Raw genomic sequence first — 24,040 nt, forward strand, 5'->3', positions numbered from 1 at the left:
CCGCTCGACCGAACGACGAAAACAGAACGGACACCCTTCGGTGAATCAGATCTTCGACTACCCCGACCTGTGGGCGCAGGCGTTGTGGGGGACCGTCGTGCTCTTCCTGGGCGGCGGTCTGATCGCTCTCGTGTTGGGCTTCATCGTCGGGGCGATGCGGGTGTCGCCGATTCCGATCGCCCGCGCCGTGGGTGCGGTCTACGTGAACTGGATCCGCAACACCCCGCTGACGCTCGTGCTGTTCTTCTTCGCCTTCTGCGTCCCGCTGCTGATCGAGGTGCCGCGCGGGAGCTTTCTCGCCCTCGCCGTCTGCGGCCTCGGCATCTACACGGCGACGTACGTCGCCGAGACGATCCGCTCCGGCATCAACACCGTCCCCGTCGGACAGGCCGAAGCCGCCCGCGCCCTCGGCCTCGGTTTCGGCCAGGTCATGTCGCTCGTCGTCCTCCCGCAGGCGACGCGTTCGGTCATCCCGCCGATGATGAGCGTCTTCATCGCCCTGTTGAAGAACACCACCGTCGCGTCCGGCTTCTCGGTGGTCAACCTCGGCAACATCCGCGCCGTGATGAGTGAGAACGGCGAGAACCAGCTCATGACGATCATCCTGGTCATGGCCGTCTTCGTCCTCCTGGTGCTCGTGCTCTCGGCCCTGCAGCGCGCCGCCGAGAAGAAGTGGAAGGTCGCCCGATGAGCTCCTCCGTCCTCTACGACCTTCCGGGCCCCCGCGCCCGGATGCGCAACCGCATCCTCGGTGCGGCCACTCTGCTGCTCGTCGTCGCCGTCATCGGCTTCGTCGTCTGGCGCTTCCTCGACACCGGCCAGTTCTCGGCCACCAAGTGGAACGTCTTCACCTACACGGCGATCTGGGTGCGTTTCGGCGAGGCGACGCTGGCCACCCTCGCGGCCTTCGCGGCTGCCGCGGTCGGCGCCGTCGTGCTCGGGTTCATCCTCGCGATCGGGCGCATGTCCGATCACGCCTGGGTCCGGATGCCGGTCGGCTGGATCGTCGAACTGCTCCGGGCTGTCCCGGTGCTGATCTTCATGCTGCTGCTCTATTACGGTCTGCCCGTCATCGGGCTGAAGGTGTCGCCGTACTGGGCCGTCGTGATCGCGCTCATCGCCTACAACGGCTCGGTGCTCTCCGAGGTCATCCGCGCCGGTGTCGAGTCGCTCCCGCGCGGACAGAGCGAGGCCGGTTACGCCATCGGTCTCCGCAAGGCCGGAGTCATGCGGCTCGTCCTGCTGCCTCAGGCCATTCGCGCCATGCTGCCCGTGATCATCGCGCAGCTGGTCGTCACGCTGAAGGACACTGCGCTCGGCTTCATCATCACCTATCCCGAGCTGCTCTACTTCGCGCGTCAGCTCGGGTCGAACGGCGAGTACGGGTCGCCGCTCATCCCCGCCGCGATGGTGGCCAGCGTGATCTACGTCGCCATGTGCCTCGCGCTGTCGTACGCCGCCCACCGCGTCGAGATCGGTCTGCGCCGCTCGCCCAAGGCGACGCGCGTCGCCGGCGCCGAGCCTCCCGGGCAGACCGGAACCGACACCGAGCTGATCGTCGCGCAGCGCGGCCTCGGCAAGTACGACGCCTCCGGGCTCTGAGCATCGACGGGCGGGGGAGTGTCCCCGCCCGTCGGTAGACTCTCATCTCGTGTCCGACGCACCCGAGATCACCCCCGAGGCCGTCGCCTCCGCCGTCGATGCCGCGCTCGCGGCCATCGCCGCGGCCGCGACCACGGCCGACCTGAAAGCCGCCCGCGCAGCTCACACCGGTGAGCAGTCCGCCCTGGCGCGGCTGAACGCCCAGATGCGCCACGTCGCCCCCGACCAGAAGGCCGCGTTCGGCAAGCTCGTCGGCCAGGCCCGCGGCCAGGTCAACCAGGCGCTCGCCGCCCGTGAGACCGCGCTCGCCGAGGCCGAGACGGCCGCGAAGCTCGAGGCCGAGCGCATCGACGTCACCGCGCTGCCGCAGCGCGCGCGCGTCGGGGCACGGCATCCGATCTCGCTCCTGCAGGAGCAGGTCTCCGACATCTTCGTCGGCATGGGGTGGGAGATCGCCGAGGGTCCCGAGCTCGAGCACGAGTGGTTCAACTTCGACGCGCTGAACGTCGACCCCGATCACCCGGCGCGCACGATGCAGGACACCTTCTACGTCGATCCGGTCGCGCGGCACCTGGTGTTGCGTACCCAGACGTCACCCGTGCAGATGCGTTCGATGCTCGAGCGCGACATTCCGATCTATGTGCTGTCCCCGGGCCGCGTCTACCGCACCGACGAGTTCGACGCGACGCACCTCCCCGTCTTCACGCAGTTCGAGGGGCTCGTCATCGACAAGGGCATCACGATGGCCCACCTCAAGGGCACGCTCGACCACGCCGCGCGCGTGCTGTTCGGCCCCGAGGCGAAGACGCGTTTCCGCGCCAACTTCTTCCCCTTCACCGAGCCGAGCGCCGAGCTCGACCTGTGGCACCCCACCTTCAAGGGCGGGGCGCGCTGGATCGAGTGGGGCGGCTGCGGCATGGTGAACCCCAACGTCCTGCGCGCCGCCGGCATCGATCCCGAGGAGTACTCGGGCTTCGCGTTCGGCATGGGCATCGAGCGCACGCTCATGTTCCGCAGCGACGTGCAAGACATGCGCGACATGGCCGAGGGCGATGTCCGTTTCAGCGAGCAGTTCGGAATGGTGGTCTGATGCGCGTCCCGCTCTCCTGGTTGCGCGAGTACGTCGACGTGCCCGCGGATGCCACGGCCGACGATGTCCTCGCGGCTCTGGTCTCCGTCGGCTTCGAAGAAGAAGACGTTCACCGCTTCGAGCTCGCAGGCCCCATCGTCGTCGGCGAAGTGATCGAGTTCACGCCCGAGCCGCAGTCGAACGGCAAGACCATCCGCTGGTGCCAGGTCGACGTGGGCGACGAGCACGGCGGGGTGCGCGGCATCGTCTGCGGCGCGGGCAACTTCTTCCCCGGCGACAAGGTCGTGGTGACCCTTCCCGGCTCGGTGCTGCCCGGGCCGTTCCCGATCGCCGCACGCAAGACGTACGGCCACGTGTCCGACGGCATGATCGCCTCGGCGAAGGAGCTGGGGCTCGGCAGCGAGCACAGCGGCATCCTGCGTCTGGTCGACCTCGGGATCGACGCGCCGGTGGGGACGGATGCCATCGCCCTGCTGGGTCTGGACGACATCGCCGTCGAGATCAACGTGACGCCCGACCGCGGGTACGCGCTGTCGTTGCGCGGGGTGGCGCGCGAGTACTCGCACGCCACCGGCGCGGACTTCCGCGACCCGGGGACGGGGCACGACGACGCCGTCGCGCGGATTCCCTCGGGCTTCCCGATCGCGGTGGACGACCGCGCGCCGATCCGCGGACGTCAGGGCGCGACCGAGTTCGTCGCCCGCATCGTGCGCGACGTCGACCCGTCGCGTCCGACGCCGCCGTGGATGATCACGCGCCTGTCGCTCGCCGGCATCCGCTCGCTCGGTGTGCTGATCGACATCACCAACTACGTCATGCTCGAGCTCGGCCAGCCGATCCACGGCTACGACCTCGACCGTCTGCAGGGCGGCATCACGGTGCGCCGCGCTGAAGAGGGCGAGAAGCTCGAGACGCTCGACGGGCAGGTGCGCACCCTCAGTGCGGAAGACCTCCTCATCACCGACGAATCGGGACCGATCGGTCTCGCCGGCGTCATGGGCGGCGGCCCGACCGAGATGAGCGACGCGACCCGCAACGTGCTCATCGAGGCCGCGACCTTCGACCAGGTCTCGATCGCCCGCACCGCGCGTCGGCACAAGCTGCCCTCCGAAGCTTCGCGGCGTTTCGAGCGCGGTGTCGACCCGCTCGTTCCCTACGTCGCGGCCGAGCGTGTGGCCTCGCTGATGGTCGAGCTCGCGGGCGGCACGCTCGATACGGAGCTCGGGGGGGCGCTCGGCGCGCCCTACCGCCGTGACCCGATCACCCTCCCCGCGGGCTTCGTGTCGGGCCTGATCGGTGTCGAGTACACCGACGACGAGATCGTGTCGGCGCTGCGGCTCATCGGGTGCACGGTCGACGAGCGCGACGGCGGCTGGTCGGTGACGGCTCCCTCGTGGCGCCACGACCTCTCCGACAAGTGGACGCTGGCCGAAGAGGTGGCGCGCATCGAGGGCTACGACCGCATCCCGTCGGTGCTGCCCACGCCGCCCTCGGGTCGCGGCCTCACGTCCGCGCAGCAGGGGCGTCGCCGCGTGGCGAACGCGCTCGCGGCCGCCGGTTTCGTCGAGACGCCGTCGTTCCCCTTCACGACCGAGGAGCAGAACGCCCTCCACGGCTCGCCCTCGGGAGAGAAGCTGCCGAGCGTCAAGCTCGCGAACCCGCTCGACGGCCTCGCGCCGTTCCTGCGCCGGTCGCTCGTCCCGGCGATGCTGCAGGTCGCGCACCGCAACGTCTCGCGCGGCATCGTCGACCTGGCGCTGTTCGAGATCGGCACGGTGTTCCTCCCGAAACCCGGCGTGCAGTACGGCACTCCGTCTGTCCCGCCGCTCGCGGTGCGTCCGGACGCCGCGACGCTGACGGCTCTGGATGCCTCGATCCCTCCGCAGCGGCGGCACGTCGCCGTCCTGCTGACGGGACACACCGTCGCGAAGCAACCCGGCCAGGCGGCCGTCGCGGCCGACCTCGCCGACGCGGTCGACGCCGTGCGCGTGCTGGCCGGCGCGGCCGGGCTCGACATCGAGCTCGTCCAGGCGCAGCGCGCGGCCCTTCACCCCGGGCGCACCGCGCGTGTGCTGGCCGGCGGTGTCGACATCGGCTACGTCGGAGAGGTCCTGCCCACGGTCTCGGCGGACGCCGACCTGCCGGGGCGCGTGCTGGTCGCCGAGCTGGACCTCGACGCGATGCTCGATCTCGCTCAGTCGCGCGTCGTCGCGGCCTCCCTGTCGGGCTTCCCGGCGGCGACGCAGGACGTGTCGCTCGTGGTCCCCGTCGATGTCGCGGCCGGCGCCGTCCGTGCCGCGCTGCTCGAGGGGGGCGCTCCGCTCCTCGAGGGCACGCGTCTGGTCGACGACTACCGGGGTCCGGGCCTGGCCGAGGGAACGAAGAGCCTGACCTTCGCGCTGCGCTTCCGTGCCGACGATCGCACCCTCACCGCGGCGGAGGCCACCGAGGCCAAGCTCGCGGGGGTCGCGGTGGCCGCCGAGCGGTTCGGGGCGACGATCCGCGACTGACAGACGTCGAGACCGACGACGGGGCGGGGTGTCCGCGGCGGAGGCCGTGGCATCCCGCCCCTCGCGTACGCGGCCGTCCGTTCGCGCGTCGAGGCGCGCTTATGCTGAACGATGCGCAGGTTCACCTGCGACGTGGGCCTGCCCTCACCGCCGGTATAGGGGGCAGTCGGAAGCAACCAGCGATGAGGGCAGGACTCACAGCATATCCCCCTCTTGTCCCCCAAATGGGGGACAAGAGGGGGATTGCATGCCGTTCTCCCAGCGGAGCCCGCGCGGACCCGCATCCGCACGTGATTTGCCCTGGCCCCGACCGGGCCGATACCCTCGCCAGATGTCGTCGATCGCCGCGTTCAGCTCGGAGCTCTCCGTGAGCACCGCTGCGCTGCGCCGACGTCGGGTCGCACGCCGAGTTTCGGCGACCTCGTAGCCCGCCGGTTGTCGGGCTTGCGGGCGTCGCCGCCCCGGTACGCGCTGAATTTCAGCACCCGCCCCGACTCCTAAGGTAGATACATGACCCTCTCGGTCGCCGTCTCCGGCGCTTCCGGCTATGCGGGCGGCGAGATCCTCCGCCTCCTCGCCGATCATCCCGATGTCGAGATCCGCACCGTCACCGCGCACTCCAGCGCGGGTCAGCCGCTTCTCGCCCACCAGCCTCACCTCCGGTCGCTCGCGCACCTCGAGCTGCAGGCGACGACCCCCGAGATCCTCGCGGGCCATGACGTCGTCTTCCTCGCGCTGCCGCACGGCCAGTCCGCGCAGTACACCGACGCCCTCGCCGACACCCCGCTCGTGATCGACGCGGGGGCCGACCACCGCCTCACCTCGTCGGACGATTGGGCCGCGTTCTACGGCGGCACGCACGCCGAGCCCTGGGCGTACGGCGTGCCGGAGCTGCCCGTCGCGGGCGGCAAGCAGCGCGACAACCTGCGCGGCGTGACGCGTATCGCGGCCCCGGGCTGCAACGCGTCCACCGTGGCGCTCTCGCTCGCGCCGGGCGTCGCCGCGGGTGTCATCGACCCGGGCGACATCGTCTCGGTCCTCGCCGTCGGGCCGAGCGGGGCGGGGAAGGCCGCGAAGACGAACCTCCTCGCCAGCGAGATCCTCGGCACCGCCAATCCCTACGCGGTGGGCGGGACGCACCGGCACATCCCCGAGATCCGGCAGGCGCTCGCCGCGGCCGGAGCGGTGGCCGACGGCATCCGGATCTCGTTCACCCCGGTCCTCGTCCCCATGGCGCGGGGGATCCTCGCGACCTCGTCGGCACCCATTCGGGAAGGGGCGACGGATGCCGAGATCCGCGCCGCGTGGGAGAACGCCTACGCCGATGAGCCCTTCGTCGAGCTCCTTCCGGAGGGCGTCTTCCCGCGGACGGCCGACGTGCTCGGCGCCAACGTCGCCTCGATCGGGCTCGCGATCGATCGGGCGGCGAACCGTGTGATCTCGGTCGCCGCGGTCGACAATCTCGTCAAGGGCACGGCCGGAGCCGCCGTGCAGTCCATGAACATCGCCCTGGGTCTCGCCGAGACCACGGCCCTTCCCCTGAACGGAGTCGCCCCGTGAGCGTGACCGCCCCCGCCGGATTCGAGGCGGCCGGAGTCGCCGTCGGCCTGAAGTCGACGCACGCGCGCGACGTCGCCGTCGTGGTCAATCGCGGCCCTCTCAAGGTGGGCGCCGCCGTCTTCACCTCGAACCGGGCGAAGGCCAACCCGATCCTGTGGTCGGAGCAGGTCGTGAAGGACGGCGTCGTCGAGGCCATCGTGCTCAACTCGGGCGGAGCGAACTGCTTCACCGGGTCGTTCGGCTTCCAGACCACGCACCAGACCGCCGAGCGCGCGGCCGAGCTGCTCGGTGTCGGCGCGGGCGATGTGCTCGTGTGCTCGACCGGCCTCATCGGCACCGGTGACGAGGTCTTCCGCGCGAAGGTTCTCGCGGGCGTCGACCAGGGGATCGCGACGCTCTCGCCCGAGGGCGGCGAGGACGCGTCGCTCGCGATCATGACCACCGACTCGAAGCCCAAGCGGGCCGTGCACGTGGGCGAGGGGTGGTCGATCGGCGCGATGGCGAAGGGCGCGGGGATGCTGGCGCCGGGCCTGGCGACCATGCTCGTCGTGATCACCACCGACGTCGTCCTCGACGCGGCCGAGGCGGACGCGGCGCTCCGCGCCGCGACGCGCGTGAGTTTCGACCGGCTCGACTCGGACGGCTGCATGTCGACGAACGACCAGGTCACTTTGATGGCGAGCGGGGCCAGTGGCATCCGGGTTCCCGCCGAGGAGTTCGCCGAGGCTCTCACCGCGGTATGCGACGATCTCGCGGCACAGCTGCAAGGCGATGCCGAGGGCGCCAGCCATGACATCACCATCCGGGTCGTGAACGCCGCGAGCGAGGACGACGCCGTCGTGGTGGGCCGCTCGATCGCCCGGAACAACCTCTTCAAGGCCGCGGTCTTCGGCAACGACCCTAACTGGGGTCGGGTGCTCGCCGCGATCGGGACGACCGACGCCGCCTTCGACCCGTACGACGTCGACGTCTGGATGAACGGCGTGCGCGTGTGCACCGCCGGCGGTCCGGACCGTCCGCGTGAGGACGTCGACCTGACCCCCCGCGCGACCGACCTCGTCGTCGACCTGCGCGTCGGCGAGGCCGCGGCCACGATCCGCACCAACGACCTCACGCACGATTACGTCCACGAGAACAGCGCCTACTCCTCATGACCCACGTCGACCTCCAAGACACCGATCCCGCCGAAGCCAGCGATCGGGCGGTCACGCTCGTCGAATCGCTGCCGTGGGTGCGTAAGTACCGCGACCAGGTCGTCGTGGTGAAGTACGGCGGAAACGCCATGGTCAGCGACGAGCTGCAGGACGCCTTCGCCGCCGACATCGCGTACCTGCGCTACGTGGGCGTGAAGCCCGTCGTCGTGCACGGCGGCGGTCCGCAGATCTCGTCGATGCTGAATCGCCTCGAGATCCCGAGCGAGTTCCGCGGCGGCTATCGCGTCACCTCGACCGAGGCCATCGGCGTGGTCCGGATGGTGCTCACCGGACAGATCAACCCGCAGCTCGTGGCGAAGGTCAACGCGCACGGACCTCTCGCGACCGGTCTCAGCGGAGAGGACGCCGGCCTGTTCGGCGGTCGTCGCCGCGGCGTGGTCGTGGACGGGGTCGAGCACGACCTGGGCCGCGTCGGCGACGTCGTCACGGTCGACCCGCAGCCCGTGCTCGACCACCTGGCCGCGGGCCGCGTGCCGATCGTCTCGAGCATCGCGCCCGATCTCGACCACCCCGGCAACTCGCTGAACGTGAACGCGGATGCCGCGGCCGCGGCGCTCGCGGTCGCGTTGAACGCGAAGAAGCTCGTCGTCCTCACCGACGTGCCCGGGCTCTACGCCGACTGGCCGAACCGCGACTCGCTCGTGTCGCACCTCACCTCGACGGAGCTGCGCGCGATGGTGCCGAAGCTCGAGTCGGGCATGATCCCGAAGATGCAGGCGTGCCTCGACGCCGTCGACGGGGGAGTGCCCACCGCGGCCATCATCGACGGACGCGTGCCGCACTCGGTGCTCGTCGAACTGTTCACCAGCAAGGGAATCGGAACGGAGGTGGTCGCATGACCACGGCAACCTGGCAGGAAGACGCCGGACGCGACCTCGTCCGGAGCTTCGGCGACCGCATGGCGATGTTCGTGCGCGGCGAGGGCGCCTACCTCTGGGACGCCGACGGGACGAAGTATCTCGACTTCCTCGCCGGTATCGCGGTCAACGCCCTCGGTCACGCGCACCCGGTGTTCGTCGAGGCGATCACCGCGCAGGCGTCGACCCTCGCGCACGTCTCGAACTACTTCGCCACGCCGCCGCAGCTCGCGATGGCCGCGCGCCTGAAGCGGCTCGCCGGCACGGGAGAGTCGGGCCGCGTGTACTTCGGCAACTCCGGGGCCGAGGCCAACGAGGCGGCGTTCAAGCTCGCGCGCCTGCACGGCCGCGGCACCGACCGCACGCGCATCCTGACGCTCAAGGGCGGTTTCCACGGCCGCACGATGGGCTCGCTCGCCCTCACCGGCAAGCCCGCGCTGCAGGCCGACTTCCTGCCGATGGTCCCCGGCGTCGAGCACATCGACGCCACGATCGAGGCCCTCGAGGCCGCGGTCGACGAACGTGTCGCCGCTCTGCTGGTCGAGCCGATCCAGGGCGAGGCGGGCGTCGTCGAGCTCCCCGAGGGGTACCTGCAGGCCGCGCGCGAGATCACCGCGCGCCACGGCGCCCTGCTGATCATCGACGAGATCCAGACCGGTGCCGGGCGCACCGGCGCCTGGTTCGGGTTCCAGCACGCCGGCATCGTGCCCGACGCGATCACCGTCGCGAAGGGCATCGGCGGCGGTTTCCCGATCGGCGCGCTCATCACGTTCGGCGCGGCCAGTGACCTGTTCTTCCCCGGCACGCACGGCTCGACCTTCGGCGGCAACGCGCTGGGCACCGCGGTCGGGGGAGCGGTGCTGCAGGAGATCGAGGCATCCGGTCTCGTCGAGAACGCCGCCCGCCGCGAGGGGGAGATCCGCAACGGCATCGCCGCGCTCGGCTCGCCGCTCGTCGCGGGCGTCCGCGGCCGGGGCCTGCTGCTCGGCATCGGCCTCACGAGCCCCGTCGCCAAGGCCGTGGTCGCCGCGGCCCAGCAGCACGGGCTCGTCGTGAATGCCGCCAACGACGACACCATCCGCATCGCGCCGCCCCTCACGATCGGGGATGCCGAGATCGCGCAGTTCCTCGAGTTGTTCGCGGCCGCGCTCTCCACCGTGTCCGATGCCTTGATCCTCGAAGGAGCTCCCGCGTGACCCGCCACCTGCTGCGCGACGACGACCTGACCCCGGCCGAACAGGCCGAGATCCTCGACCTGGCGATCGAGCTGAAGAAGGACCGCTGGGCGCAGAAGCCGCTCGCGGGCCCGCAGACCGTCGCGGTGATCTTCGACAAGTCCTCGACCCGCACGCGCGTCTCGTTCGCCGTCGGCATCGCCGATCTCGGCGGGTCGCCGCTGATCATCTCGACCGCGAACAGCCAGCTCGGCGGCAAGGAGACGCCCTCCGACACGGCCCGGGTGCTGGAGCGTCAGGTCGCCGCGATCGTGTGGCGCACCTACGCGCAGTCGGGGCTCGAAGAGATGGCGCGCGGGACGCGCGTCCCGGTCGTCAACGCCCTCAGCGACGACTTCCACCCCTGCCAGCTCCTCGCCGACCTGCTCACGATCCGCGAGCACAAGGGCGAGCTGAAGGGGCTGACGCTGTCGTTCTTCGGCGACGGGCAGAGCAACATGGCCCACTCGTACGTGCTCGCGGGCGTCACCGCCGGCATGCACGTCCGCGTCGCGGCTCCCGCGGACTATGCGCCGCGCGCCGACGTGATCGCGGATGCCGAGCGGATCGCCGCCGAGACCGGCGGGTCGATCACCCTGAGCGACGACCCCGAGGCCGCGGCATCCGGGGCCGACGTCATCGTCACCGACACGTGGGTGTCGATGGGTAAGGAAGAGGAGAAGCTCGCGCGCATCCGCGATCTGGGTGGGTTCAAGGTCACGAGCGAGCTCATGGCCCTCGCCGACGACGAGGCGATCTTCATCCACTGCCTTCCCGCCGACCGCGGCTACGAGGTCGACGCCGAGGTCATCGACGGCCCCCAGGGCGTCGTGTGGGACGAGGCCGAGAACCGGCTCCACGCCCAGAAGGCGCTGTTGGTGTGGCTTCTGCGCCAGAACTGACGTCCCGGCCACGCCGGCTCTGGACCCGATTCGACGGGCCGGGCCGGCTGGCCGGCGTCGACCTCGCCCGGGGCCTCGCGGTCGTGGGCATGCTGGCCGCGCACCTGCTCGACACCGAGGACTTCGTCGCGGGAGACCCCTCGTCGTGGCTCGACATCGTCAACGGGCGTTCCTCGATCCTGTTCGCGGTCCTCGCGGGCGTGTCGATCTCGCTCGTCACCGGCGGGACGCGACCGGTCGAGGGCTATCGCCGCACCCGCGCCTCGGCGCGGCTGGCGATGAGGGGCGCGTTGCTGTGGGTCATCGGCATCCTGCTCGTGATGACGGGCGTGCCGGTCTACGTGATCCTGCCCGCATACGCCCTGCTGTTCGTGCTGTCGCTGCCGTTCCTCGGGATGCGCCCTCGGGCGCTCTTCCTCACCGCGGGAGCGCTGGCGCTCGTCATGCCGTGGATCCAGCCCGTGCTCGACGCCGCGCCGATCTGGTCGGGTCGCGGGGGCGACGAGCTGGCAGCGGCTCTCGGGTGGCACTACCCCTTCCCCGTGTGGATCGCCTTCCTGCTCGCCGGGATGGGCCTCGGACGCCTGGACCTCCGGCTGCTGCCCGAGCAGGCGCTGATCGTGCTCTCGGGCTCCGCGCTCACGCTGGCGGGATACGGGCTCGCCCTCGCGACGGCGCCCCTCGTGGCGGGGAACGCCTATCTCTCGACGGTCCTGACCGCCGAGGACCACTCGGCGGGGCTCGGCGAGGTGATCGGCTCGGGCGGCTTCGCGATCGCGGTGATCGGGCTGTGTCTGCTGCTGTGCCGCACGCCGCTGCGCTGGGTCGCGGTCCCGCTCCGCGCCGTCGGCTCGATGCCGCTGACCGCCTACGTCGTGCAGCTGCTGGTGTGGGCCGTCGTCGCTCTGGCCGTGCTCGGCGACACCTCGGATCTGTGGGGGATCCGCGCGCTCGAGCTCTTCGGTCCGCTGACCCTCGGTCTGATCGTCGGGTGCACCGCGTGGGTGCTGACGGTCGGCCGGGGACCGCTCGAAGCGCTCGTCGACGCGATCGTGCGTCTCGTCGTGGGACGGGATGCCGCGGCCCCGAGCGAGCGCTGAGAGTCGGGCCTCGCTGGGCTGGGTCGGTGCTGTCAGTGGCGGGGAGGCGTCCCCGGGCCGTGGGCCGTGCCAAACTCCGGAGGATTTGGGGGTTCGTCCGGTTTTGAGGCCCCGAGGGGGCGGGGAATCGTCGATTGTTCCGGAGTTCGGCACGCGCGGCGGGCCGGCTCGGGGCGGGGCCGCCGGCGGCCGCGTGGCGGGCCGGCCCTCGTCACGGCGACGGCGCTGTCGGCCGCCCTCGGTAGGCTGGGGGCATGAGCAGCGAGACCGGCCAGGCGACGAACGAGGGAGCCCTGTGGGGCGCCCGTTTCTCGGGCGGACCCTCTCCCGAACTGGCGGCGCTGAGCCGTTCGACGCACTTCGACTGGGACCTCGCCCTCTACGACATCGCCGGCTCGCACGCGCACGCCGCGGCCCTCGAGGCTGCCGGATATCTCGACGCGGCAGAGGCCGCGGCCATGCACGCGGGACTCGACGAGCTCGCCGCCCGCGTGAAGGACGGCACGCTGGTCGCCGCCCCCGGCGACGAAGACGTCCACGGCGCTCTCGAGCGCGTGCTCATCGAGACTGTGGGGCCCGCGCTCGGCGGCAAGCTGCGCGCCGGCCGCAGCCGCAACGACCAGATCGCGACGCTCGTGCGTCTCTACCTGCTCGACCACGCGCGCACCCTGACCCGCGAGGTCCTGCGCCTGATCGACGCGCTCGTCGCCCAGGCCGAGGCGAACGACGGAGCCATCATGCCCGGGCGCACGCACCTCCAGCACGCGCAGCCCGTCCTCCTCGCGCACCACCTGCAGGCCTACGGCTGGGCGTTCACGCGCGGCATCGAGCGCCTGCGCGACTGGTCGGTGCGGGCCTCGGTCTCGCCCTACGGCGGGGGAGCGCTCGCCGGAGCGACCCTGGGCCTCGACCCGCAGCTCGTCGCCGACCGATTGGGACTCGCGCGCCCGGCCGAGAACTCGCTCGACGGCACCGCCTCGCGCGACGTCGTGGCCGAGTTCGCGTTCATCACCGCGATGATCGGCGTCGACCTCTCGCGTCTGGCCGAAGACGTCATCCTCTGGAACACCCGCGAGTTCGGCTTCGTCACGCTCGACGACTCCTACTCCACGGGCTCGAGCATCATGCCGCAGAAGAAGAACCCCGACATCGCCGAGCTCGCGCGCGGCAAGGCCGGCCGTCTGATCGGCAACCTCTCCGGCCTGCTCGCCACGCTGAAGGGTCTGCCGCTGGCGTACAACCGCGACCTGCAGGAAGACAAAGAGCCGGTCTTCGACTCGGTGCGCACGCTCGAGCTCGTGCTGCCGGCGTTCTCGGGCATGATCGCGACGCTCCGCTTCCACACCGACCGCATGGCGGAGCTCGCCCCGCAGGGCTTCTCGCTCGCCACCGATGTGGCCGAGTGGCTCGTCCGTCAGGGCGTGGCGTTCCGCGACGCGCACGAGATCTCGGGCGCGCTGGTGCGCGCGTGCGAGGAGCGCGAGATCGGTCTCGAAGACGCCGACGACGCCCTGTTGGCATCCGTCTCTCCGTCGCTCACGCCCGCGGTGCGCGAGGTGCTGACCATCGAGGGGTCGGTGTCGAGCCGCACCGGTGTCGGTGGGACGGCTCCCGAGCGCGTGCGTGAGCAGCGCGAAGAGCTCGTGTCGCGGGCTCAGTCGGCCGCGCGCACGCTGATCGACTGATCAGCTTTTGGCTTATCAAATCCGAACGATAAGCCATAGCCTTATCAGGTGATCTATCGGACTCCCGTGGTGCCCGTGTGAGGCGTCGAGCGACAGACCTGCCGCGTCTGGAAGTCCTTTGGCGGCAACTCGAGAACGTCAACGCGTTGATTCGGCACGCCGACACGAAGCTGACCACGTTGATCGCTTTCGCGGGGGTGGCGGGGGGTGGGCTGTTCGTTGTGTCGGACAGAGCCGACCCCGCATGGGTTGTCTTCTTCTCGGCCCTTTGCGGGCTCCTGATCGCCGCTTCGGGGGTACTCGCCCTCGCCGCTCTTCTCCCGCGTCGACCCTACCGACCCGGGCGTGCGACGGAACACATCTACTTTCGAGCCATCGCGAAAGAGTACGAGGGTCCGGATGCCTATACGGCTAGTGTTCTGAAAGACGGCGTTGACCTGAGCGTCAACCTTGCTCGCCAGATCCAGATCAATGCCGTTATCGCGGACCGGAAGTTCGCATTGAGCAGTGGGGCGACGTTGTGTCTGATGGCCGCGGGACTCCTCCTCGCCGTCGTGGCGGGGCATCAGATGTTTGGGTGAGGCGATGATGAGGGCGCGGCGGCGTTTCCCTGCGGTCGCGGTCGCGCCCTGGCATCCGGGGTCCGATACCCCCGCTGGTAGCCTGAACGGGTGTCTGCACCGATCGATGCGGCGCCCGTGAGCGCCCTCCAGCCCGCCAATGACCCGACTTTCGACAATGTCTGGGACGAGCTGGTCTATCGCGGACTCATCCACGTGTCGACCGACGAGACCGAGCTGCGCGAGCTCCTCGGCGGCGACCCGATCGTCTTCTACTGCGGCTTCGACCCGACCGCGCCGAGCCTGCACCTGGGCAACCTCGTGCAGCTGCTCACCATGCGTCGCCTGCAGCTCGCCGGACACCGCCCGCTCGGGCTCGTCGGCGGCTCGACCGGTCTGGTCGGCGACCCCCGCCCCACGGCCGAGCGCACGCTCAACACGCGCGAGACGGTGGCCGAGTGGGTGTCGCGCCTGCGAGCCCAGGTCGAGCGCTTCCTGAGCTTCGAGGGCGACAGTGCCGCCCGCATGGTGAACAACCTCGATTGGACGGCGCCCCTGAGCGCGATCGACTTCCTGCGTGAGATCGGTAAGCACTTCCGCGTCGGCACGATGCTGAAGAAAGACGCCGTCAGCGCGCGCCTGAACTCCGAGGCCGGCATCAGCTACACCGAGTTCAGCTACCAGATCCTGCAGGGACTCGACTACCTCGAGCTGTACCGCCAGTACGGCTGCGTGCTGCAGACCGGCGGCAGCGACCAGTGGGGCAACCTCACCAGCGGCACCGACCTGGTCCGCAAGGTCGAGGGCGCGTCGGTCCACGCCATCGGCACCCCCCTCATCACCAACAGCGACGGCACGAAGTTCGGCAAGAGCGAGGGCAACGCCATCTGGCTGGATGCCGACATGTGCAGCCCGTGGGCCATGTACCAGTTCTGGCTCAACACCGACGACCGCGACGTGATCGAGCGCCTCAAGGTGTTCACGTTCCTCACGCGCACCGAGATCGAAGAGTACGCGGGACTCGTCGAGAGCGAGCCGTTCCGCCGCGCCGCGCAGAAGCGCCTCGCACGCGAGGTTGTCACGACCGTGCACGGAGCGGAGGCGACCGAAGCCGTCATCGCCGCGACCGAGGCGCTGTTCGGCCAGGGCGACGTGAAGGCTTTGGATGCCGCCGTGCTCCGCACGGCACTCGAGGAACTGCCGAACGCGACGATCGCCCGCGGAACCACCGTCGTCGAGGCGCTGACTGCCACCGAATTGTCGTCGAGCCTCAGCGACGCGCGCCGCGCGATCGCGCAGGGCGGCGTCTCGCTGGACGGCGAGAAGGTGACGAGCGACGACGCCGTGGTGCAGGGGACTCTCCCGGGCGGCGTCTCGGTGCTGCGCCGCGGCAAGAAGACGCTCGCGGGACTCTTCCTCAGCTGACATGCCGTTCACCGTCAGCCACGCGGTCGTCGCCCTGCCCTTCGTGCGGACGCCGCTGGTGCCGGCGGCGATCGCGATCGGCGCGATGACCCCCGACCTTCCGCTGTTCCTGCGCGGAATCGTGCCCCCGTACTCCGTGACCCACGATCTCGCGTGGCTGCCGGTGACGGTCGTCCTGGCGTTCGTGCTGCTTCTCGTGTGGCGCTGCGTCCTGCGCCCCGCGACGCGCGAGCTGCTGCCGCGGCGCATCGCCGAGCGCCTGCCCGACGGATGGGATGCCGGTGCCCCCACGGTCGCGCGCGAGACCGTGCGCGGGGGAGTCGTCGGCATCCTGTGGCTCGTCGTCTCGCTCGCGCTCGGGGTGGTCACGCACGTCGCGTGGGACTTCTTCACGCACGAGGGGCGAGCGGGCGATGCCCTGTTCCCCGCGCTCGAGCAGCAGTGGGGGCCGCTCCTGGGCGTGAAGTGGCTGCAGTACGGCTCGGGGGCGTTCGGGCTGGCGGGGCTGGCGGTCTTCGGGTTGTGGTGGCTGTCGAAGCGCACGGCGGTGCCCGTGCGGCGTGTGGTTCAGGATGCCGTGCGCGCGGTGTGGTGGCTCTCGCTTCCGGTCGCGCTGGTCGGGGCGACACTCGTGGCGCTCGCGGTCGAGGGAGGGTTCGGGGCGGAGTACACCCCGACCCACCTGATCTACGGCGTGCTCGTGAAGGTCGCCGCCGTGTGGGGTATCGCGACCGTGCTCCTCGCCGTTCTCGTGCAGGCGCGGCGTGCGCGGCTCGCGCGGACGGCACGCGGCTGACCCGCGGCGCGCGGCGCGCGCCTCGCGGTGCGCGGCCCGGGGTGCGCGGCTCACGGCGCGGGATGGGCGAGACTGCACACGGCTGACAAATCCACTGCAGCCTGCAGTGGGGATGTCAGCGCGTTGCAGTCTCGCGGAGCCTGGAGCCTGGAGCCCGGCTCCTGCCCGCGGGTCACGCGGGCCGCGGGGCGGGCGGCGGCTAGACTCGACGACGTTATGACGAAGGCGGGAGACTCGGTGTCGGCGAGCACGAAGGGCAGCAAGACGGGCGAAGACGAGGTCATCCTCGGCCCCACCGGTCGTCCCTACCAGGGGTTCCCCACCCCGCCGGCTCTCGACAGCCACGGTCCCGCGCGGATCATCGCGCTGTGCAACCAGAAGGGCGGCGTCGGCAAGACGACGACGACCATCAACCTCGCCGCCTCGCTCGCCGGCTACGGCCGCCGCGTGCTCGCGATCGACTTCGACCCGCAGGGTGCGCTGTCGGCGGGTCTCGGCATCCAGACCCATGACGTGCCGACGATCTACGACCTGCTGCTCGACACCAAGCGCGACCCGCGCGAGGTCATCGTGCAGACGCGTGTCGAGGGTCTCGACGTGCTGCCGGCCAACATCGACCTGTCGGCCGCCGAGGTGCACCTCGTCAACGAGGTCGCCCGCGAGACGATCCTCGCGCGCGTGCTGCGTAAGGTCGCGGCCGACTACGACGTCATCCTCATCGACTGCCAGCCCTCGCTGGGCCTGCTCACCGTGAACGCGCTCACCGCCGCACACGGCGTGCTCATCCCGCTCGAGTGCGAGTTCTTCGCCCTGCGCGGTGTCGCGCTGCTGGTCGAGACCATCGACAAGGTGCGCGACCGGCTGAACCCGGCGATCCAGCTCGACGGCGTGCTGGCCACGATGTACGACCCCCGCACGCTGCACTCGCGCGAGGTGCTCGAGCGTGTCGTCGAGGCATTCGGCGACGACGTGCTCGAGACGGTCATCGGTCGCACGGTGAAGTTCCCGGATGCCTCGGTCTCGGGCATGCCGATCACGGAGTTCGCGCCCGAGCACGCCGCCGCCCAGGCCTACCTGCGGTTGGCGCGGGAGCTGGTCGCGCGTGGCGCCGTCGCCTGACGACACCCGCGTCGCGGCGGCATCCGCCCCCGGTGGCTTCGACGAGCTCAGCCACCTCTCGCGCGAGACTGGTGATCCCGCGACCGAGGTCCCTGAGCCCGTCGAAGGGACCGACGCCGCCGGCTTCCGCGTCACCCTCCCCGTCTTCGACGGACCGTTCGACCTGCTCCTCACCCTCATCTCGCGCGCCGAGCTCGACATCACCGAGGTCGCCCTCAGCCGTGTGACCGACGAGTTCATCGCGTACCTCCGCGACCTCGGTCCCGAGCAGGACCTCGATGAGGCATCCGAGTTCCTCGTGGTCGCGGCGACGCTGCTCGACATGAAGATCGTGGGTCTTCTGCCCCAGGGTGAGCTCGTGGATGCCGAATCCGTGGCGCTGCTCGAAGCGCGCGACCTGCTGTTCGCCCGACTCCTTCAGTACCGGGCGTTCAAGGAGGTGTCGGCGTGGTTCGCGCGGTGCCTGCAGCGCGAGGACCGCCGTCACACCCGGGACGTGCGACTCGACGAGAAGTACCGCGCAGCCGTGCCGGAGCTCGTGTGGACGCTCAGCCTCGACGACTTCGCGGCCCTCGCCGTCGTCGCGATGGCGCCCAAGCAGATCCCCACCGTCGGGCTCGACCACCTGCACGCGCCGCTCGTGAGCATCCGCGAGCAGGCCGCGATCGTCGTGACGCTGCTCCGTTCGGCGGGCACCCTGAACTTCCGCGACCTCGTCGCCGGCGTCACCGAGACCGGCGTCGTCGTCGCGCGGTTCCTCTCGATCCTCGAGCTGTACCGCCACGCGGCGCTGTCGTTCGAGCAGCTCGAGCCGCTGGGGGAGCTGACGCTGCGCTGGACCGCCGAGAGGTGGTCGGAAGAGAACCTCGCCGCCCTGGGAGCCGACTATGACCGCTGACCCGCAGGCCCCGATCCCGGCTCCGCGCGCGAGCGATCCGGCATCCGTCGCCCGTCGTCTGGAGGCGATCCTGCTCGTCGTCGACGAGCCGCAGAGCCTCGTGAGCCTTGCCGCCGCGGTGGGCGCGCCCGTGCCGGCCGTGCGACAGGCGGTCGAGGCGCTCGTCGCGGACTACAACGGCGAGATCGGTGGGCCGGTCCGTGGCTTCGAGCTGCGCGAGGTCGGCGGCGGATGGCGGTTGTACGTCCGCGAGGAGTACGACGACGTCGTGGGCGAGTTCGTGAACACCCAGGCGCCCTCGCGGCTGTCGCAGGCGGCGCTCGAGACCCTGGCCGTCATCGCGTACAAGCAGCCCGTGACGCGGGGGCAAATGGCATCCATCCGCGCCGTGAACGTCGACTCGGTCGTCCGGACGCTGCTCGCCCGCGGGCTCATCACCGAGGTGTTCACCGACCCCGACACGGGGGCGATCCACTATGGGACGACCGACCAGCTGCTGGTCAATCTGGGCATCAACTCGCTCGACGAGCTGCCCCACATCTCGCCGTTGCTCGACGACGGCGCCGACGGATTCGACGGAGAGGTTCTGAAATGACTGACGCTTCGACAGGCTCAGCGACCGGGGGCTCGCGCTCAGCGACCGGGGGCTCGCGCTCGGCGAGCGGGGGCGAAGAGGGTGTCCGCCTGCAGAAGGTGCTCGCGAATGCGGGTGTGGCCTCGCGGCGCGTCTCGGAAGAGATGATCGTCGCGGGCCGCGTACGGGTCAACGGGCAGGTGGTGACCGAGCTCGGCTCGCGCATCGACCCCGAGGCCGATCTCGTCGACGTCGATGGCACGGCGATCCAGCTCGACGCGTCGAAGCGCTACGTCATCCTGAACAAGCCCACGGGCGTCGTCAGCTCCATGAGCGACGACCGCGGGCGCCCCGACCTGCGGCGCTACACGAAGGACTGGGACGAGCGTCTGTTCAACGTCGGACGACTGGATGCCGACACCTCGGGCCTTCTCGTCCTGACCAACGACGGCGACCTCGCCCACGTGCTCGCACACCCCTCGTTCGGCGTGACGAAGGTGTACATCGCGAAGGTCGAGGGGCAGGTGCTGCCCCAGACGATCCAGCGGCTGATCAAAGGCGTCGAGCTCGAGGACGGACGGATCGCGGCCGACAAGGCGCGCCTGCTCGACGCGTCGCGCGGCGAGAGCCTTGTCGAACTCACGCTGCACTCGGGCAAGAACCGGATCGTCCGGCGCATGATGGCCGAGGTCGGCCACCCCGTCGTCGAGCTGGTCCGTCGGCAGTTCGGGCCGCTGCACCTGGGAACACTCCCGGTGGGCAAGGCGCGCGAGTTGACTACAGTAGAACGCGGCGCCCTGCTCACGCTGTCCCGTCGGGACGGCGACACTCCCGCGGAGTGAGCCTCCGGGGCGTCTCGCGGTGCGAGGGGCGCCGCCCAGGGCAGGAGACCCGATGAGCGAACCGAACGGAACGTCCGCGCGCGCGGCCGGGCCTTTGGCGACCCGCACGAGCGGCACCGTCCGCGTCGTCGGCTCGGGCCTGCTGGGTGCGAGCATCGGCCACGCGCTCACCGCGCGCGGGGTCGACGTCGTGCTCGTCGACGCCTCTCCCTCGCAGCTGCGCCTCGCGATCGACTACGGCGCGGGCCGCGCCGAGCGCCCCGACGACCGACCGTCACTCATCGTGGTCGCCACGCCGCCCGACGTGATCGCCGATGTCGTGCAGCGTGAGCTGGAGGCGTTCCCGGATGCCGTCGTCACCGACGTCGCGAGCGTGAAGCTCGAGCCGCTGCGGACGCTTCGCGAGCGCGGCGTCGACCTCAGACACTACATCGGCTCGCATCCCATGGCCGGACGCGAGCGCGGGGGAGCGATCTCGGCCCGCGCCGACATCTTCATCGGCCGTCCGTGGGTCGTGTGCCGGGACGCCGAGACCTCCGCGCACGACCTCTCGCTCGTCGAGGGGCTCGCGCTCGATCTCGGCGCGACGCTCATCGAGATGACGCCCGAGGAGCACGACGAGTCCGTCGCGCTCATGTCGCACGTGCCCCAGCTGGTCGCGAGCCTGCTCGCCGGTCGTTTCGTCGAGGCGCCCGACGGATCCCTGCGCCTCGCGGGTCAGGGCGTGCGCGACACGACGCGCATCGCGGCATCCGCTCCCGAACTGTGGGTGCAGATCCTCGGCGCGAACTCGGCACCCGTGGTCGAGGTGCTCGACCAGCTCGCCGCCGACCTGTCCGAGGTCGCCGAGGCGCTGCGCGACCCCGACGTGCCCGGTGCGCGGCGCGCGATCGCCGACACCATCCGCCGCGGTAATGAGGGCGTGGAGCGCCTGCCCGGCAAGCACGGCCAGAACCGCCGTTTCGATACCTTCGTCGTCATGGTCGACGACACCTCCGGCCAGCTGGGTCGCCTCTTCGGCGAACTCGGCGACCTCGACGTCAACGTCGAAGACCTACGCCTCGAGCACTCGCCCGGAGCACCGTTCGGTCTGGCGGAGATCAGCGTCGTCCCCGACGCGGTCCGCCGGGCGGTCGACGGGCTCCAGCAGCGCGGTTGGCGGATTGCGAGCACCACCCATGACTGAATCCCTCCTCAAGCCCGCTCTCGGCGGCCCCGTCGAGGGCTCGTCGGCGGGAGCCCCGGTCGTCGTCGCGATCGACGGCCCCGCCGGCAGCGGAAAGTCGAGCGTGTCGAAGGCCGCGGCCGCGCGCCTCGGCTACGGCTTCCTCGACACCGGAGCCGCCTACCGGGCCCTCGCCTGGCACGCGCTCGAGCACGGCGTCGACACCTCCGACGCCACGGCCGTCCTCGAGGTCTTCGGCGACTTCGACTACGCCATCTCGCTCGACACGACCGACCGCTGGGTGCGCGTCGGTTCCGTCGACGTGACCGCCGCGATCCGCGAGCCCCGGGTCACCGACGCCGTGAGCGGGGTCGCGCGTGTCGCCCCCGTGCGGCACGCCGTGAACGAGCTGTTCCGTCGGCTCGTGGCATCCGCCGCTCTTCCGGGCGTCGTGGTCGAGGGACGTGACATCACGACCGTCGTGTTCCCCGATGCGCCGGTGCGGATCCTTCTGACCGCGGCGCCCGAGGTGCGCGCCGCGCGGCGCAGCGCAGAACTGACGACACAGGATGCCGCAGCCGTCGCCGCCGCGCTGCACAAGCGCGACGCGGCCGATTCCACGGTCGTCGACTTCCTCACCGCCGCTGAAGGCGTCGAGGTCGTCGACTCGACCCACCTCGATTTCGAACAGACCGTCGATGCCGTGCTGAGCGTCGTCGACTCCACGATGGGAGCCCGCGATGGGCGTTGAAGACGAGTACGAGGGCGGGCCCGACCAGCTCGCCGAGAAGATGGCCGAGCTGGACGAGGTCCTCGCCGAACAGCGGGCCGAGGCGCTGCGCGCGGGCCTCGAGGACTTCGACCTCGACGAGGACGATGCGGCGCTCCTCGCCGGTCTCGCCTCGGGCGAGGGAGCGATCGAGTTCCTGCCGGCGCTGCCGGTGGTCGCGATCGTCGGTCGCCCCAACGTCGGCAAGTCGGCGCTCGTGAACCGCATCCTCGGGCGCCGCGAGGCGGTCGTCGAAGACACTCCCGGCGTCACGCGCGACCGCGTCACGTACAAGGCCGAGTGGCTCGACCGCCGCTTCTCGCTCGTCGACACCGGCGGGTGGGAGCCCGACGCGAAGGGCATCGACCGTTCGGTCGCCGCGCAGGCCGAGGTCGCGATCGACCTCGCCGACGTCGTGCTCTTCGTCGTGGACGCCACGGTGGGGGCGACCTCGACCGACGAGCACGTCGTGAAGCTGCTGCGCAAGAGCAAGAAGCCCGTCTTCCTCATCGCCAACAAGGTCGACGACGCCCGCCAGGAGCCCGAGGCCACGGCCTTGTGGAACCTGGGTCTCGGCGAGCCGCACCCCGTGTCGGCGATCCACGGTCGCGGTGTCGCCGACCTGCTCGACGAGCTCATGAAGGTGCTTCCCGACGTCTCGGCCGTCGCGAAGTACGAGATCGGCGGGCCGCGCCGCGTCGCGATCCTCGGTCGCCCGAACGTCGGCAAGTCGTCGCTGCTGAACAAGGCCGCGGGCGAGGAGCGCGTCGTCGTGAACGAGCTCGCCGGCACCACCCGTGACCCCGTGGACGAGGTCGTCGAGCTCGGCGGCAAGCTCTGGACGCTCGTCGACACCGCCGGCATCCGTCGTCGTGTTCACCTGTCGCAGGGCGCCGACTTCTACGCGTCGCTGCGCACCTCGACGGCGCTGGAGAAGTCCGAGGTCGCCGTCGTCGTGCTCGACGTGTCGCAGCCGATCAGCGTGCAGGACCTCAACATCATCGACCTCGTGCTCGAGTCGGGTCGCGCGCTCGTGCTGGCGTTCAACAAGTGGGACCGCCTGAACGACGACGACATGGAGAACCAGGACCGCCGTCGTTACCTCGAGCGCGAGATCGAGCAGGACCTCGCGCACGTCGCCTGGGCTCCGCGCGTGAACATCTCGGCCCGCACCGGCCGTCACCTCGACAAGCTCGTGCCCGCGCTCGAGACGGCGCTGGAGTCGTGGGACACCCGCATCCCCACCGGCAAGTTCAACGCGTTCCTGTCGGAGCTCGTCGCCGAGCACCCTCACCCGCTCCGCGGCGGCAAGCAGCCCCGCATCCTGTTCGGCACGCAGGCGGCGACGCGTCCGCCGACATTCGTGCTGTTCACGACCGGGTTCCTCGACCCTGGTTACCGCCGGTTCATCCAGCGGCGCCTCCGCGAGATCTACGGTTTCGAGGGCACGCCGATCGTGCTGAACATGCGCATCCGCGAGAAGCGCCAGCGCTGATCCGCTCCGAGAACGCCCCGGTCGCCGTTGCGGTGACCGGGGCGTTCTCTCGTTGTTCGCGAAACAATCGCGCGATTTCTCACAGAAACCTCCCAGGAATCGGTACGCTGCATCAGCGGTGGGCTACAGGGTCCGCCCGCGTGCGGCACGTCGGCCGCTGACAAGGGGGATCTCCATGACCAATCTGCAGGCCGAACCGGCACTCGATCAGCCGTACTACGGAGCGCCGTTCGGTGCGGCCGTGCGCCGCATCTTCAAGAAGTACGCGACGTTCACCGGTCGCGCGAGCCGCAGCGAGTACTGGTGGTGGATCCTCGCGAACGGCCTCGTCGTCCTCGTGCTCAACGTGCTCGCGGCCGTGACGGGCGGGGTCACCACGGGCCCGTACGGCGAGGTGCAGCTCGCCGGTGGGATCGGTGTGATCTTCGTCGTGCTGTCGGTGATCTGGGGCCTGGCCACGATCGTCCCGCACATCGCGGTTCTCGTGCGCCGCCTGCACGACACCAACCGCAGCGGCTTCTGGGCGTTCATCTACTTCGTGCCGCTCGTCGGGCCGATCATCCTCTTCGTCTTCACGCTGCTGGGCTCGAAGCCCGAGGGTGCGCGGTTCGACCGCTGACCTTTGTCTTCGCGTGCCCCGGCCCCGATTGCGGGGGTCGGGGC

At 70.6% G+C, this 24,040-nt stretch carries 22 protein-coding genes; all 22 read left to right on the forward strand.

What is annotated here, in order from left to right:
- The first annotated feature begins 40 nt into the window (after positions 1 to 40).
- The 22 genes from P2P98_RS04820 to P2P98_RS04925 all read left to right on the forward strand — a co-directional run bounded on the left by P2P98_RS04820 (position 41) and on the right by P2P98_RS04925 (position 23,996).
- On the forward strand, positions 41 to 691 hold the full coding sequence (locus P2P98_RS04820) for an amino acid ABC transporter permease (protein WP_275797748.1): 651 nt from the start codon (positions 41 to 43) through the stop codon (positions 689 to 691).
- Positions 688 to 1,602, forward strand: coding sequence for an amino acid ABC transporter permease (locus P2P98_RS04825; RefSeq protein WP_275797713.1), 915 nt, complete (start codon positions 688 to 690; stop codon positions 1,600 to 1,602). The genes P2P98_RS04820 and P2P98_RS04825 overlap by 4 nt, the downstream gene beginning before the upstream one ends.
- Positions 1,603 to 1,651: 49 nt before the next feature.
- Entirely contained in the window at positions 1,652 to 2,692 is a 1,041-nt protein-coding gene (gene pheS, locus P2P98_RS04830) for a phenylalanine--tRNA ligase subunit alpha (protein ID WP_275797715.1), read from the forward strand.
- Positions 2,692 to 5,202 carry a phenylalanine--tRNA ligase subunit beta gene (gene pheT / locus P2P98_RS04835; protein WP_275797717.1) on the forward strand — a complete coding sequence of 837 codons (2,511 nt, stop codon included), beginning with the start codon at positions 2,692 to 2,694 and terminating at the stop codon, positions 5,200 to 5,202. The genes pheS and pheT overlap by 1 nt, the downstream gene beginning before the upstream one ends.
- 510 nt (positions 5,203 to 5,712) lie before the next feature.
- Complete coding sequence (gene argC / locus P2P98_RS04840; RefSeq protein ID WP_275797719.1) at positions 5,713 to 6,762, forward strand: N-acetyl-gamma-glutamyl-phosphate reductase; 1,050 nt, start codon at positions 5,713 to 5,715, stop codon at positions 6,760 to 6,762.
- Complete coding sequence (argJ, locus tag P2P98_RS04845) at positions 6,759 to 7,916, forward strand: bifunctional glutamate N-acetyltransferase/amino-acid acetyltransferase ArgJ (protein ID WP_275797721.1); 1,158 nt, start codon at positions 6,759 to 6,761, stop codon at positions 7,914 to 7,916. The genes argC and argJ overlap by 4 nt, the downstream gene beginning before the upstream one ends.
- A complete protein-coding gene (gene argB / locus P2P98_RS04850) occupies positions 7,913 to 8,815 on the forward strand; it encodes an acetylglutamate kinase (protein WP_058594888.1) in 903 nt (300 codons plus the stop codon). Before argJ ends, argB begins: the two co-directional genes overlap by 4 nt.
- Positions 8,812 to 10,029, forward strand: a complete 1,218-nt coding sequence (locus P2P98_RS04855) for an acetylornithine transaminase (RefSeq protein WP_275797723.1) — start codon at positions 8,812 to 8,814, stop codon at positions 10,027 to 10,029. Before argB ends, P2P98_RS04855 begins: the two co-directional genes overlap by 4 nt.
- Positions 10,026 to 10,949: an ornithine carbamoyltransferase gene (gene argF / locus P2P98_RS04860; protein WP_275797725.1), complete on the forward strand. Its 924-nt coding sequence runs from the start codon at positions 10,026 to 10,028 to the stop codon at positions 10,947 to 10,949. The genes P2P98_RS04855 and argF overlap by 4 nt, the downstream gene beginning before the upstream one ends.
- Entirely contained in the window at positions 10,928 to 12,049 is a 1,122-nt protein-coding gene (locus P2P98_RS04865; RefSeq protein WP_275797727.1) for a heparan-alpha-glucosaminide N-acetyltransferase domain-containing protein, read from the forward strand. The genes argF and P2P98_RS04865 overlap by 22 nt, the downstream gene beginning before the upstream one ends.
- A gap of 254 nt (positions 12,050 to 12,303) precedes the next feature.
- Positions 12,304 to 13,734, forward strand: coding sequence for an argininosuccinate lyase (gene argH / locus P2P98_RS04870; RefSeq protein WP_275797729.1), 1,431 nt, complete (start codon positions 12,304 to 12,306; stop codon positions 13,732 to 13,734).
- A 77-nt stretch (positions 13,735 to 13,811) separates the two neighbouring features.
- Complete coding sequence (locus P2P98_RS04875; RefSeq protein WP_275797731.1) at positions 13,812 to 14,315, forward strand: Pycsar system effector family protein; 504 nt, start codon at positions 13,812 to 13,814, stop codon at positions 14,313 to 14,315.
- A 90-nt stretch (positions 14,316 to 14,405) separates the two neighbouring features.
- Positions 14,406 to 15,719 (forward strand): tyrosine--tRNA ligase, encoded by a 1,314-nt coding sequence (tyrS, locus tag P2P98_RS04880; RefSeq protein ID WP_275797733.1) that lies wholly within the window; start codon positions 14,406 to 14,408, stop codon positions 15,717 to 15,719.
- Between the two features lies 1 nt (position 15,720).
- The gene (locus tag P2P98_RS04885; RefSeq protein WP_275797734.1) at positions 15,721 to 16,515 is read left to right on the forward strand and encodes a DUF4184 family protein; all 795 of its coding nucleotides are present in this window, start codon (positions 15,721 to 15,723) and stop codon (positions 16,513 to 16,515) included.
- Positions 16,516 to 16,731: 216 nt separating this feature from the next.
- Positions 16,732 to 17,634 (forward strand): ParA family protein, encoded by a 903-nt coding sequence (locus tag P2P98_RS04890; RefSeq protein WP_275797736.1) that lies wholly within the window; start codon positions 16,732 to 16,734, stop codon positions 17,632 to 17,634.
- Positions 17,618 to 18,532 carry a ScpA family protein gene (locus P2P98_RS04895; protein ID WP_275797738.1) on the forward strand — a complete coding sequence of 305 codons (915 nt, stop codon included), beginning with the start codon at positions 17,618 to 17,620 and terminating at the stop codon, positions 18,530 to 18,532. The genes P2P98_RS04890 and P2P98_RS04895 overlap by 17 nt, the downstream gene beginning before the upstream one ends.
- Entirely contained in the window at positions 18,522 to 19,127 is a 606-nt protein-coding gene (gene scpB / locus P2P98_RS04900) for an SMC-Scp complex subunit ScpB (protein ID WP_275797740.1), read from the forward strand. Before P2P98_RS04895 ends, scpB begins: the two co-directional genes overlap by 11 nt.
- Positions 19,124 to 19,948, forward strand: coding sequence for a pseudouridine synthase (locus P2P98_RS04905; protein ID WP_275797742.1), 825 nt, complete (start codon positions 19,124 to 19,126; stop codon positions 19,946 to 19,948). Before scpB ends, P2P98_RS04905 begins: the two co-directional genes overlap by 4 nt.
- 52 nt (positions 19,949 to 20,000) lie before the next feature.
- Positions 20,001 to 21,134, forward strand: a complete 1,134-nt coding sequence (locus P2P98_RS04910) for a prephenate dehydrogenase (protein ID WP_275797744.1) — start codon at positions 20,001 to 20,003, stop codon at positions 21,132 to 21,134.
- The gene (gene cmk, locus P2P98_RS04915; protein ID WP_275797745.1) at positions 21,127 to 21,864 is read left to right on the forward strand and encodes a (d)CMP kinase; all 738 of its coding nucleotides are present in this window, start codon (positions 21,127 to 21,129) and stop codon (positions 21,862 to 21,864) included. The genes P2P98_RS04910 and cmk overlap by 8 nt, the downstream gene beginning before the upstream one ends.
- Positions 21,854 to 23,377: a ribosome biogenesis GTPase Der gene (gene der / locus P2P98_RS04920; RefSeq protein WP_058594874.1), complete on the forward strand. Its 1,524-nt coding sequence runs from the start codon at positions 21,854 to 21,856 to the stop codon at positions 23,375 to 23,377. Before cmk ends, der begins: the two co-directional genes overlap by 11 nt.
- Before the next feature lie 175 nt (positions 23,378 to 23,552).
- Positions 23,553 to 23,996, forward strand: coding sequence for a DUF805 domain-containing protein (locus tag P2P98_RS04925; protein WP_058594873.1), 444 nt, complete (start codon positions 23,553 to 23,555; stop codon positions 23,994 to 23,996).
- The last annotated feature ends 44 nt before the right edge of the window (positions 23,997 to 24,040 follow it).

Source organism: Microbacterium sp. Kw_RZR3 (assembly GCF_029222405.1).
In the GTDB taxonomy this organism is placed as follows: Bacteria; Actinomycetota; Actinomycetes; order Actinomycetales; family Microbacteriaceae; genus Microbacterium.